This is a genomic window from Agarivorans sp. DSG3-1 (genome assembly GCF_046774965.1).
GTDB lineage: Bacteria > Pseudomonadota > Gammaproteobacteria > Enterobacterales > Celerinatantimonadaceae > Agarivorans.
In genome coordinates this window covers 943,184-956,186 of the sequence record NZ_CP177241.1, presented here as the reverse complement: position 1 = coordinate 956,186, position 13,003 = coordinate 943,184, and the positions used below count along the sequence as shown (strand labels likewise).

The 13,003-nt window shown below is 46.0% G+C and carries 6 protein-coding genes, 1 tRNA gene and 3 rRNA genes; 9 read left to right on the top strand and 1 reads right to left on the bottom strand.

Annotated elements, in window-relative coordinates; genetic code table 11:
* The first annotated feature begins 4 nt into the window (after positions 1–4).
* Positions 5–265, top strand: coding sequence for a DUF1488 domain-containing protein (locus tag ACLD71_RS04460; RefSeq protein WP_137674496.1), 261 nt, complete (start codon positions 5–7; stop codon positions 263–265).
* Here the strand turns inward: ACLD71_RS04460 and ACLD71_RS04455 are convergent.
* Entirely contained in the window at positions 262–798 is a 537-nt protein-coding gene (locus ACLD71_RS04455) for a gamma carbonic anhydrase family protein (protein WP_411993215.1), read from the bottom strand. The genes ACLD71_RS04460 and ACLD71_RS04455 overlap by 4 nt on opposite strands.
* A gap of 630 nt (positions 799–1,428) precedes the next feature.
* Here ACLD71_RS04455 and ACLD71_RS04450 point away from each other — a divergent pair.
* The 8 genes from ACLD71_RS04450 (at position 1,429) to ACLD71_RS04415 (ending at position 12,837) form a co-directional block, all read left to right on the top strand.
* Positions 1,429–2,971 (top strand): 16S ribosomal RNA (locus ACLD71_RS04450).
* Positions 2,972–3,078: 107 nt separating this feature from the next.
* A tRNA-Glu gene (locus ACLD71_RS04445) sits at positions 3,079–3,154 on the top strand.
* A 242-nt stretch (positions 3,155–3,396) separates the two neighbouring features.
* Positions 3,397–6,287 (top strand): 23S ribosomal RNA (locus ACLD71_RS04440).
* 117 nt (positions 6,288–6,404) lie between these two features.
* Positions 6,405–6,520: ribosomal RNA gene (gene rrf / locus ACLD71_RS04435) — 5S ribosomal RNA — on the top strand.
* The 16S, 23S and 5S rRNA genes sit together here with 1 tRNA gene alongside, the layout of an rRNA operon.
* Positions 6,521–7,449: 929 nt before the next feature.
* On the top strand, positions 7,450–8,208 hold the full coding sequence (locus ACLD71_RS04430; protein WP_137674175.1) for a flagellar basal body L-ring protein FlgH: 759 nt from the start codon (positions 7,450–7,452) through the stop codon (positions 8,206–8,208).
* 9 nt (positions 8,209–8,217) lie between these two features.
* Positions 8,218–9,429 (top strand): flagellar assembly protein T N-terminal domain-containing protein, encoded by a 1,212-nt coding sequence (locus tag ACLD71_RS04425; protein ID WP_235836238.1) that lies wholly within the window; start codon positions 8,218–8,220, stop codon positions 9,427–9,429.
* A gap of 19 nt (positions 9,430–9,448) precedes the next feature.
* Complete coding sequence (locus ACLD71_RS04420) at positions 9,449–10,105, top strand: hypothetical protein (protein WP_137674174.1); 657 nt, start codon at positions 9,449–9,451, stop codon at positions 10,103–10,105.
* A 182-nt stretch (positions 10,106–10,287) separates the two neighbouring features.
* Complete coding sequence (locus ACLD71_RS04415) at positions 10,288–12,837, top strand: S8 family peptidase (protein WP_411993212.1); 2,550 nt, start codon at positions 10,288–10,290, stop codon at positions 12,835–12,837.
* The last annotated feature ends 166 nt before the right edge of the window (positions 12,838–13,003 follow it).

The window sequence follows — 13,003 nt, the reverse complement described above, 5'->3', positions numbered from 1 at the left end:
TATTATGAATCAAAGCATTATTATAAGTGATGACCAGCGCTGGCAAGCGGTGAACCAACAGGTCGAATTCAGTGCTCAAGTCATGGGGGCGAAAGTACAATGTGCAGTACGTAAGAGTACCCTCGAGCATTTAGTCGGCTTACCGTTAACTAACGACGACAAAATGCTAGAGGCTTACCATAGTGTTCAATTCGATATCGAAGAGTTGCTAGAACAAAAGTTACAGCAAGAAGATTTCGAATCAAATGGCAATATTATTGTTTAAAGTTGTTCTTCTAAGTACTTCTGCTTTAAACGGACATAGTTATCAGCTGATTCACTTAAAAAGGCTTTTTCTTTGTCATTTAATGGGCGAGCTTTTTTCACTGGGCTACCCATATATAAGTATCCAGATTCCAAACGTTTATGGGGTGGTACCAAACTACCCGCACCAATCATTACATCGTCTTCTACAATAACGCCATCCAATACGATTGCTCCCATGCCAACCAATACTCGGTTACCAATAGTGCAACCATGCAGCATCGCTTTATGACCCACGGTGACATCCTCACCAATAATTAAGGGATAACCATGCGGAGGATTTTCAGTTTTGCGAGTTACATGTAGCACACTGCTGTCTTGTACATTAGAGCGAGCACCGATCTGTATGTGGTTTACATCGCCACGTGCAGCGACCAAGGGCCAAATGCTTACGTCGTCACCTAATTTGATTTCTCCGTACAGCACCGCGCTTGGGTCAACCCATACTTCTTTACCTAAAATGGGGCTAAAACCAGAAAAAGACTTCACGCTCATTACTTACTCCACTTATGATTAGCTCGCTATAGTTTCAGCTTACGTCATCCTTAGTAGAATAAAAACTGCCTAATAGCGCTTTACTGCTATTTAAGACTAATGGTTAATTCCTTGTTTTACCCTATAGTCGGCAGCCTAAAGGTAAAGAACCACGGTTTAGTGAGTCGAGCTTTCTACAGGCTGCTACGTCAAAACTAATCAAATATAGGCATGATAAGTGTGTTTAATGAACGCTTGGTGCAAATAGTGTTCATAAAGGCAGTTATTTTCATTTTTCTGTAATAAACGCTTGCGCTACAGAATCGGATCCCTATAATGCGACTCCACTGACACGGCAAGCGGCGCTGCAAAGCGATGTAGAAACGATGTCAGGGTTGGTAAGGCCTGAGGCTTTATTAACGGCGCAAAAACTTCTTCTTAATTAATATTAAAAAGCGGTTGACAGCCACAGAGGAAAGCGTAGAATGCGCACCTCGCTTCGGCAACGAAGCAACGCTCTTTAACAATTTATCAAGCAATCTGTGTGAGCACTCACAGGGCATTAAGCGAAAAAATTAGCTTAAGTGAACTGGATGCTTGCACTGTTTTAACAGTAATAATTTTCAGTTTTTACTTTGAGCGAAAAAACTTTGATTGAAGAGTTTGATCATGGCTCAGATTGAACGCTGGCGGCAGGCTTAACACATGCAAGTCGAGCGGTAACATTTCTAGCTTGCTAGAAGATGACGAGCGGCGGACGGGTGAGTAATGCTTGGGAATATGCCTTTACGTGGGGGACAACAGTTGGAAACGACTGCTAATACCGCATAATGTCTTCGGACCAAAGGAGGGGATGCTTCGGCACCTTTCGCGTAGAGATTAGCCCAAGTGGGATTAGCTAGTTGGTAAGGTAATGGCTTACCAAGGCGACGATCCCTAGCTGGTTTGAGAGGATGATCAGCCACACTGGGACTGAGACACGGCCCAGACTCCTACGGGAGGCAGCAGTGGGGAATATTGCACAATGGGCGAAAGCCTGATGCAGCCATGCCGCGTGTGTGAAGAAGGCCTTCGGGTTGTAAAGCACTTTCAGTCGTGAGGAAGAGGTGTAGTTTAATACGCTATATCTTTGACGTTAGCGACAGAAGAAGGACCGGCTAACTCCGTGCCAGCAGCCGCGGTAATACGGAGGGTCCGAGCGTTAATCGGAATTACTGGGCGTAAAGCGTACGCAGGCGGCTTTTTAAGCCAGATGTGAAATCCCCGGGCTCAACCTGGGAATGGCATTTGGAACTGGGAAGCTAGAGTTTTGTAGAGGGTGGTAGAATTTCAGGTGTAGCGGTGAAATGCGTAGAGATCTGAAGGAATACCAGTGGCGAAGGCGGCCACCTGGACAAAAACTGACGCTCATGTACGAAAGCGTGGGGAGCAAACAGGATTAGATACCCTGGTAGTCCACGCCGTAAACGATGTCTACTAGTTGTCTGTGAGTTTAACTCGTGGGTAACGCAGCTAACGCATTAAGTAGACCGCCTGGGGAGTACGGCCGCAAGGTTAAAACTCAAATGAATTGACGGGGGCCCGCACAAGCGGTGGAGCATGTGGTTTAATTCGATGCAACGCGAAGAACCTTACCTGCCCTTGACATACTAAGAACTTACTAGAGATAGTTTGGTGCCTTCGGGAACTTAGATACAGGTGCTGCATGGCTGTCGTCAGCTCGTGTCGTGAGATGTTGGGTTAAGTCCCGCAACGAGCGCAACCCCTATCCTTATTTGCCAGCACGTAATGGTGGGAACTCTAGGGAGACTGCCGGTGATAAACCGGAGGAAGGTGGGGACGACGTCAAGTCATCATGGCCCTTACGGGCAGGGCTACACACGTGCTACAATGGCATGTACAGAGGGATGCGAACTCGCGAGAGTAAGCGGACCCCAAAAAGCATGTCGTAGTCCGGATCGGAGTCTGCAACTCGACTCCGTGAAGTCGGAATCGCTAGTAATCGTAGATCAGAATGCTACGGTGAATACGTTCCCGGGCCTTGTACACACCGCCCGTCACACCATGGGAGTGGGCTGCAAAAGAAGTGGGTAGTTTAACCTTCGGGAGGACGCTCACCACTTTGTGGTTCATGACTGGGGTGAAGTCGTAACAAGGTAGCCCTAGGGGAACCTGGGGCTGGATCACCTCCTTATTATGATGCTGATGTTCCTGTGACGTGTTCACACAGATTGCTTGATGAAAAGATAAAGAGAGATAAGTTCTAGTGCGGTTTAGGACCAACGAGAACAGCTTTACAGTGTCCCGTTCGTCTAGAGGCCTAGGACACCGCCCTTTCACGGCGGTAACACGAGTTCAAATCTCGTACGGGATACCATTTCTCTCTTTGGTTTGAGAATACAAAGCTAAGCATTTGTTTATACAGTGCTTAGCTTTGGTTTCTAAGAAACCAATTGCTCTTTAACAATTTGGAAAAGCTGATAAAAAATATCTCAAAAATACGAGTTAAATAACAAGTGTTTTTGGTATTCAAAAAAATAAGGTGATCGTACTCGAATGGCAGGACTTATACAGCCTGACCATTCAAGTTAGTTAAGCGACAACATTTAGGTGTTGTATGGTTAAGTGACTAAGCGTATACGGTGGATGCCTTGGCAGTCAGAGGCGATGAAGGACGTGTTAATCTGCGATAAGCCATGTTAAGTCGATAAAAGACGTTATAGACATGGATTTCCGAATGGGGAAACCCACTGCATTTTATGCAGTATCGCAACGTGAATACATAGCGTTGCGAGGCGAACCCGGGGAACTGAAACATCTAAGTACCCGGAGGAAAAGAAATCAACCGAGATTCTGGTAGTAGCGGCGAGCGAACCCGGATTAGCCCTTAAGCTTTTATGTGATTAGTGGAATGTTCTGGAAAGGACAGCGATACAGGGTGATAGCCCCGTACATGAAAATCTACTTTAAGTGAAATCGAGTAGGACGGCACACGTGATATGTTGTCTGAATATGGGGGGACCATCCTCCAAGGCTAAATACTCCTGACTGACCGATAGTGAACCAGTACCGTGAGGGAAAGGCGAAAAGAACCCCTGTGAGGGGAGTGAAATAGAACCTGAAACCGTATACGTACAAGCAGTGGGAGCCCCTTCGTGGGGTGACTGCGTACCTTTTGTATAATGGGTCAACGACTTAATTTCAGTAGCAAGGTTAAGCGAATAGCGGAGCCGTAGGGAAACCGAGTGTTAACTGCGCGCATAGTTGCTGGGATTAGACCCGAAACCCGGTGATCTAGCCATGGGCAGGTTGAAGATTGGGTAACACCAATTGGAGGACCGAACCGACTAATGTTGAAAAATTAGCGGATGACTTGTGGCTGGGGGTGAAAGGCCAATCAAACCGGGAGATAGCTGGTTCTCCTCGAAAGCTATTTAGGTAGCGCCTCGGACGAATACTAGTGGGGGTAGAGCACTGTTAAGGCTAGGGGGTCATCCCGACTTACCAACCCTTTGCAAACTCCGAATACCACTAAGTACTATCCGGGAGACACACGGCGGGTGCTAACGTCCGTCGTGGAAAGGGAAACAACCCAGACCGTCAGCTAAGGTCCCAAAGTCATAGCTAAGTGGGAAACGATGTGGGAAGGCTTAGACAGCCAGGATGTTGGCTTAGAAGCAGCCATCATTTAAAGAAAGCGTAATAGCTCACTGGTCGAGTCGGCCTGCGCGGAAGATGTAACGGGGCTAAGCTATGCACCGAAGCTACGGATGCTTGACTTGTTCAAGCATGGTAGAGGAGCGTTCTGTAAGCCGTTGAAGGTGAGTCGTAAGGCTTGCTGGAGGTATCAGAAGTGCGAATGTTGACATGAGTAACGATAAAGGGGGTGAAAAGCCCCCTCGCCGAAAGACCAAGGTTTCCTGTTCAATGTTAATCAGAGCAGGGTGAGTCGGCCCCTAAGGCGAGACTGAAAAGTGTAGTCGATGGGAAACAGGTTAATATTCCTGTACTTCGTATAATTGCGATGGGAGGACGGAGAAGGCTAGGCCAGCATGGTGATGGTTATCCATGTTTAAGGTTGTAGGCTGGACACTTAGGAAAATCCGGGTGTCTAAGGCTGAGAATTGATGACGAGTGTCTACGGACATGAAGTGGTTGATGCCCTGCTTCCAGGAAAAGTCTCTAAGCTTCAGATTATACGAAACCGTACCCCAAACCGACACAGGTGGTTGGGTAGAGAATACCAAGGCGCTTGAGAGAACTCGGGTGAAGGAACTAGGCAAAATGGTACCGTAACTTCGGGAGAAGGTACGCTCTTGATGGTGATGGGATTTACTCCCTAAGCTGCTGAGAGTCGCAGATACCAGTTGGCTGCAACTGTTTATTAAAAACACAGCACTGTGCTAAATCGAAAGATGACGTATACGGTGTGACGCCTGCCCGGTGCCGGAAGGTTAATTGATGTGGTTAGTCTTTGGACGAAGCTATTGATCGAAGCCCCGGTAAACGGCGGCCGTAACTATAACGGTCCTAAGGTAGCGAAATTCCTTGTCGGGTAAGTTCCGACCTGCACGAATGGCGTAATGATGGCCAAGCTGTCTCCACCCGAGACTCAGTGAAATTGAAATTGCCGTGAAGATGCGGTGTACCCGCGGCTAGACGGAAAGACCCCGTGAACCTTTACTACAGCTTGACACTGAACATTGACCCTACATGTGTAGGATAGGTGGGAGGCTTTGAAGCGTTGTCGCTAGATGATGTGGAGCCGACCTTGAAATACCACCCTTGTAGTGTTGATGTTCTAACGTTGGTCCCTTATCGGGATTGCGGACAGTGTCTGGTGGGTAGTTTGACTGGGGCGGTCTCCTCCCAAAGAGTAACGGAGGAGCACGAAGGTTGGCTAAGTACGGTCGGACATCGTACGGTTAGTGCAATGGCATAAGCCAGCTTAACTGCGAGACAGACACGTCGAGCAGGTACGAAAGTAGGTCATAGTGATCCGGTGGTTCTGTATGGAAGGGCCATCGCTCAACGGATAAAAGGTACTCCGGGGATAACAGGCTGATACCGCCCAAGAGTTCATATCGACGGCGGTGTTTGGCACCTCGATGTCGGCTCATCACATCCTGGGGCTGAAGTCGGTCCCAAGGGTATGGCTGTTCGCCATTTAAAGTGGTACGCGAGCTGGGTTTAGAACGTCGTGAGACAGTTCGGTCCCTATCTGCCGTGGGCGTTTGAGAATTGAAGGGAGCTGCTCCTAGTACGAGAGGACCGGAGTGGACGAACCGCTGGTGTTTGGGTTGTTATGCCAATAGCATTGCCCAGTAGCTACGTTCGGAACTGATAACCGCTGAAAGCATCTAAGCGGGAAGCAGGCCTTGAGATTAATTCTCACTGGGACTTTAAGTCCCCTGAAGGGCCGTTGGAGACTACAACGTTGATAGGCAAGGTGTGTAAGTGCTGTGAGGCATTGAGCTAACTTGTACTAATTACCCGTGAGGCTTAACCATACAACACCTAAGTGGTGTGTATGTTTGATGAAGATTATCTTATTTAGAAACCAAGAGTGCTTGTTAGACTCGTGGGATGTTTCAGCTTTTTCGAATGTTAAAGACAACAAGTTTTTGCCTGGTGGCAATAGCGTTGTGGACCCACCTGAACCCATGCCGAACTCAGAAGTGAAACGCAACTGCGCCGATGATAGTGTGGGGTTTCCCCATGTGAAAGTAGGTCACCGCCAGGCTCTCATTAGATGACCCCATTGTCGCAAGACGGTGGGGTTTTTTATTGGACAAAAAAAGTGGGCTACTTTCAAGTAGGGCGAAGGCCGCTAGGAAAAAGCGTGCTTTTTTAGGCCGAAGCGGAAGCAGCTATGCTGCGCACCTGTTCCACCGCCAGGTGCCAAATACTAAGCCCGCTCATTGAGCAGGCTTTTTTATTACCTGCGATTTATCGCTCGAGGCAAACAACCACAATCAATATCCATCCCCTATCCTCCTCTGTTTTACAAAGTGTGTTTCGTCGTTAGTACCTCTCAAGTCCTTAGCTCAGTACAAGGTTCTGTTGGTAGGAGCATCTAAGGATGCTTTAAGTCGAGGGGATTTTGGGCGCAGCGCTAAAAGGCGTTATCCGTTAATAAGTGGCTTCATTAGATGCAAGTAGGTGCCTAGTGGCATTGGATTAATTGTGGATCTAATGCTGACTTTTTAGATTATCGTGAGGTAAGCATTGCCGGAAAAGTAGAATTACTGGGCAAATAATATCCGGTATTGGGTAGGTGTTGCCGACTTTTTATGTGGTTTAGTCGTTCAATAAGGAATTTGTGGCACTTAAACCTGTATCGGCGGTTCTGAATTAAAATTTATATGTTTTTATAAAAACATTATGAAATGCTAGTGATTGGTTATTTTGTGGCATTTAATTTGCATTTTTTAGGCTGCCCAACCAGAAGCGGCAAAAACGACGGAATGTTGTCGGTTGAGCAAAATTTTTTGTCATGTAGATGATCGTAAGGATATGTTTCTACTGACGTTAGTGGCATTTGCTTTGCTATTTGTAGCCTAAGGCTTACTTAGGTAACTAATTATAACAATTGAGCTAAAAGCTCGAGCCTAAGTTAAAGCGAATGGAAGAAAGTGGTAAACGGAAACTAACGTAAGTAGGAATAGACCAATGATTTCCCGATTTTTAGTGTTATGCGGCACATTACTGTTGTCTGCATGTTCAACCATTGTCGACGGGGTAGAAAAAGTAGCTGACGATGTTCAAGAAAGAGAAGATCGTAACCAACGCCAAGTAACGGTGAGTACCGATAGTCGTTCTCCGATCCCTGACGACCCTTTTTATGCGCCAATTGAACCTAGCCCAGCAGCCGACCCAGTGATTGTTACGGGCTCTATGTTCAATAGTAATACCTCCCGCAGTTTATATAGCTATACGCCGCCTTTCGCCTTAGGCGATACAATTACAGTGATGCTTGAAGAAGAGGCAACGGCTACTAAGTCTGCTAGCTCAAACCTTGCCAAAGAAAATAGCTACAAACTTGACCCTGTAACTGTGCCTGGCGGATCGCTAACGATTAACGGCAAAGTTGTTGAACTCGAGATGAGCCAGAAACAAGACTTTGATGGAACCTCTGATGCTAACCAACGCCACCGCTTATCCGGTCGCATTACTGTATCGGTAGTAGACATACTGAATAATGGAAACTTAGTGGTTCGGGGTGAAAAGTGGTTGGTGATAAACAACGGCAAAGAGTACATGCGCTTTACTGGCATTGTGCGACCACTTGATGTTGGTGAAAACAACTCTATTGGTTCTTATCAAGTAGCCGATGCTCGAATCGAGTTTAGCGGTACCGGGGATCATGCTGACGTACAAACTCAAGGCTGGCTGTCGTCATTCTTGGGTGGAAGTATGTGGCCACTATAGGAAAAGCCAATGTCCTTATTTATTAGGGCTTTCTGCCTTTGGTTAATGTTAGCGGGCGTTAACGCCCCTAGCTATGCCGTATGGTTTGAAGGCGAAGGCCAAGCCAAGATTGTAGACGGCCAAGTGGATAAAGCGCGCCAACAAGCGATTCAAGATGCTTTGCTTACTCTGATGTATCGAGGTGGAGCGAGTGTAAAGTCGCTACAGATAGTGAAGTCAGGAGTATTAGAAACTGATGAGCTAACAGTGCGTACTAATGGCGAAGTTTATGACATGAAGCTGTTAGTAGAGACCATTGAAGACGACCAAATGACAGTCACGGTTGCCGCCGACATCTTTCCTCTTAATACCTGTGAAAAAGACAGTTATGCAAAAACGCTGTTTGTTGGGCCTTTCCAGCTACAAAAACGCGAACATGCACAACTTGGTGGTATTTATCGTACCCCTGAGGAAGTATCTCAGCGCTTGTTTCACCGCTTCAAGTTAAAGAGCAAGCGAGTAGACGCACGGCATTTAATGACCCGACAAATCGCTTTTGACGGTCGTTACGCTAATGATATTGAGCCGCAAATGTTGAAGGTTGCGAGGAGTCTATCTTCGCAATACGACGTGCAATATATCTTGTTTGGCAAAATCAACGACATGTCTAGCTACAACGAAACAAGCACCAATTTATTGGGAATGAAGAGCACCGTTAAGCAGCGTAACTTTCAAGTGAAGTTATATGTGATAGACGGGATAAACGGCGAAACAATCTTACGCAAGAGCTATGGCTCTAATCGAGAATGGCCATTTGATGTCACCATGAAACTTGACGTAACAGGGCAAACTTTTTGGTCTTCTGACTATGGCAACTTGATTGATTCTTACATCGACCAAGCGGTTGTAGACGTAGAGGATGCGCTGTATTGCCGCCAAAGTTTAGCCACTGTGGTTGGCTTATACAACGGACAGGTGGTGATTAATATTGGGCAAACCAATGGCGTGCGCAAAGGTGACAAGTTTGAACTGGTGAGGCAGCAATACTTGATGCACTTAGATGGCGGCTTGCGTGGTCCGATATTTAATGCAGACGATACTCAGTTAACGGTGATGTCGGTGCAATCAGACCGCGCAGTGTTAGCGACCAAGCGTTTTTCAGATATGGCAAACATTCAAATACGAGATGTGTTGGTGGCGGTGGACAACGATCCATTTGCGATTACCGACAGCTCACAGTGATATTCTAAAGGAACGGAACATGACAACATCTTATAGTTCTACGCCATTGGCTACTAATGACGTAGCCTACAAACCTAAGTTACTTGATGTCAGCAATCAGCAGCCTAGTGAAGTGAAAACTGATACCAGTTTTAGTCAAAAGCTAAAGCAGGCGCTCACTCCTGATAGCCAAAAAGAACCGGTGACGGAACAAGTTGCTAGCAGTATCCAAACAACCGCTGCGGCGGCAGAAAATGGTGTGGGAATTACTGACATTGCCCCTGCTGCTATGGATATTGGTCTTGGTTTAGCCACCGGAAATCCCATTCAGGCTGGCTTGGCTGGAGCAGATTTAATGCAAACCGTATTAAAGGCTGATATTGAAAAGCAGTTCACTGAACTAGGGCAAGGAATTGCTGCGGCCTTGGTGGCCGGGCTGTCTGGTGATCCAAGTGCCACTCAGGTATTACCTACCGCTGAAGAACTTGCTGAGCAAGCGGCTTTAGCCAGCGCTGAAATAGTTAATGAAGGTGGTTTGCAAGTGGCAGCTGCTAATCAGTCTGCCGCCGGCCTTATTGGCACTAGCCAAGAAGGTAAAAGCGTTCCTACCAAGGGGAGTGTGCCAAAAGCAATGTTAGAGGCACAAGCTAACATCAATGACAATGAGTTGTTAGAGCCTAATAAACCCAAGGTTTAGCCGCATTAAATACCCGGCCTAATTCTCTTTTAGGCCGGTAATCCTTCCAATACTTTGTGCTTCTTCTCCCTATTTCATAGGGTTTGTTATAATTGCTTGATGAAAAGCTTAGGGCTTGAATACTATTTTGTGCGTTAATTGCATATCATGGGCGCAGCTCAGTTGTTGATGTAAGGGATTATATGAAAACGATTTTTACACTGTTATTCGTCGTTAGTTTGTTGGCTTGTGGCGGCGGTGGTGGTGAATCTACAGTGGTAGACAATAGACCTAGCTACTCAGTAAGTGGCACCGCGAATGTGCTTACCAACACCGTAGTTGATAGCGATGTGAATGACCCTAATGCGCTGTACTCTTCCAATAATACTGCTAGTACTGCTCAAGTTCTCCCTCCTATTGCGGTAGTAAGTGGCTATTTAGCTAGCCATTTTACCGGTGTTAGCGGTGACCGCTTTGCTAACATGAACGATTCGATAGATATTTACCGAGTTGATTTAGAAGCTGGGCAAACCTTGTTTTTGGAAATTGCTGATTGGGAAACAAGCAGTAATGATTTTGATCTTTCCTTATATAGGGTGAGTGACGAAACTGAAGTAGCTAGTTCAATCGGCACAAATAAAACAGAGCTTATCCAAGTGACGGTTAGTGATGCCTACTATGTAGTCGTTGATGCTTATCTTGATAATCAACTAAGATCACAAGGCCCTTATACTCTGCGTCTTATCGATCAAAACCAGCAAAATGTCCCTGAAAGTACTAGCTTAAGTACTCAACATGCGTTCATGGTTGATGAAATGATTATTCAACGTAGTGAGCAACAGTTTAGAGCGGCGAATAACGAAGATTACGGTCTTTCTTCTGTTGCTTCAGGGCCAAGCATGAGCTTGTATCGTGCCGAAGAAAATCTAGCGGTTGCATTAGCGACTAGCGCTGATTCACCAAGCGGTTTAAAGCGAAGCAATAATGCAGAATACCTCGCTAAAAAACGTACATTACTCAAGATTAAAGAAATGAAGTATCGCTTGGGCGGTGATGAGGTTACGCCAAACTACCTTTATCAAGCTAGCGCTTTATCAAATGACCCTCTTGTTGAGCGGCAATGGCATTATGAGCAAATTGGTTTAAGTGCTGCATGGCAAACCATGCAGGGACAAACCCAAAGCGATGTTGTAGTAGCCGTACTCGATACCGGGATGTTCGAAAATCATCCTGATTTAAATGCTCAACTTACTACCGATGGCATGGATTTTATTTCTAATACCCAAATATCTTTAGATGGAGATGGCGTAGATACTGACCCTGAAGATCCAGGTGATAAAAGTGGAACAAATGGTAGCTCTTCTTGGCATGGTACTCATGTAGCAGGTACCGTTGCAGCGCGTACTAATAACTCTGTGGGTGTGGCCGGTGTTGCGCCAGACGCTAAAATAATGAATCTACGGGTGCTTGGTTTTGGCGGAGGTACTACCTTTGATATCAGCCAAGCAGTGTTATACGCCGCCGGTTTAAGTAACTCGTCGGGTCGTTTACCGAATAAAGCCGCAGACGTTATCAATATGAGTTTAGGTGGAGGTGGCTTTGATTCAGCATTTAACAAAGCTGTGCAAGACGCTGTTGCCCAAGGAGTTATCGTGGTTGCGGCAGCCGGGAACGAAAGTACCTCGCAACTGAGTTATCCAGCCGCTTTTGACAATGTGATTGGTGTTAGCGCTGTCGATGCTCGCAAACAACTTACCAGCTACTCTAACTACGGCACTTATATAGATATAGCAGCACCAGGTGGCAACAGCAGTGTCGATCTTAATGGTGATGGCTATGGTGATGGTGTTTACAGTACATACGTTAATGAAAGCGGTAGTAACTTAAGTGCTAGCTACCAATACTTAAACGGTACTAGCATGGCCGCCCCCCATGTAGCTGGCGGCGTAGCGTTGATGAAGCAATTAAATCCACAGCTAAATACATCGAGCTTCTTATCTCTATTAGCAAACGGAAAGCTAAGTGATGATATTGGCGCCAGCGGCAAGGATTCCTCCTTTGGTTACGGTTTGTTTAACGCTGAGAAAGCGGTACAAAGTCAGCTAGATTTGCTTGACCCCGACCGCAGCTACTTGAGCTTAAGCATTAGTCAAATTAGCCTAAGTGCCCAAGAAAGCGAAGCGAGCTTCAATATTCAATCCATTGGCCCTAACGCACTTACCGTTACTCGTGTTGAAGAGCAAGCCGCTTGGCTTACCGTAGACTCTAGTGCAACTGATGGTAGTGGTTTAGGTAGTTATGTTATTGAAGCAAGCCGAGACGGCTTAAGTGACGGTAATTACAGCGCCGATATTACTATTACTGGGTCCGATAGTTCGCAGCATATTGTTGCAGTGTCTATGGTTGTTTCTACCCAGCAGGCCAGTGATAACGGTTTGGTTTACATACTGTTATTAGATAGTGAAACCAGTGAAACTAAATACACTCAGCTGTCTTCCATGAACAATGGTGTATTTAGCTTTAACTTTGCTGAAGTGCGAGAAGGAAGTTACCGTTTGTATGTGAGTACTGACCTCGATAACGATTATGTTATTTGCGATCAAGGCGAGTTATGTGGTGCCTATCCGGTACGTAACAACATCACCCCAGTTGAAGTGAGTTCGAATTTAAATGGGCTTAGTTTAAGTGTGGAGCCTATCGTTACCGAAGACGTGAGCAACCTTGCGTTGCCGCTGATTATGTCTAAAAAATAACTTTTCTACACCTATCACCGCTAATATCCTAAAATCATTAGGGTATTAGCGATTCATGTATAACTGCGATTCTTGTCATACAATTTAGATAATTGATAAGCTAGTTGTGAAATTTTGTTTAATAATATGTCTATTAGCAGGCAAATTAGTGCAAAGTCAGATCCAG

Excerpts from the sequence above, each read along its gene's own strand:
- ACLD71_RS04415 (WP_411993212.1), top strand. The coding sequence starts at position 10,288 with ATGAAAACGATTTTTACACTGTTATTCGTCGTTAGTTTGTTGGCTTGT.
- ACLD71_RS04420 (WP_137674174.1), top strand. The coding sequence starts at position 9,449 with ATGACAACATCTTATAGTTCTACGCCATTGGCTACTAATGACGTAGCC.
- ACLD71_RS04455 (WP_411993215.1), bottom strand. The coding sequence starts at position 798 with ATGAGCGTGAAGTCTTTTTCTGGTTTTAGCCCCATTTTAGGTAAAGAA.
- ACLD71_RS04425 (WP_235836238.1), top strand. The coding sequence starts at position 8,218 with ATGTCCTTATTTATTAGGGCTTTCTGCCTTTGGTTAATGTTAGCGGGC.
- ACLD71_RS04460 (WP_137674496.1), top strand. The coding sequence starts at position 5 with ATGAATCAAAGCATTATTATAAGTGATGACCAGCGCTGGCAAGCGGTG.
- ACLD71_RS04430 (WP_137674175.1), top strand. The coding sequence starts at position 7,450 with ATGATTTCCCGATTTTTAGTGTTATGCGGCACATTACTGTTGTCTGCA.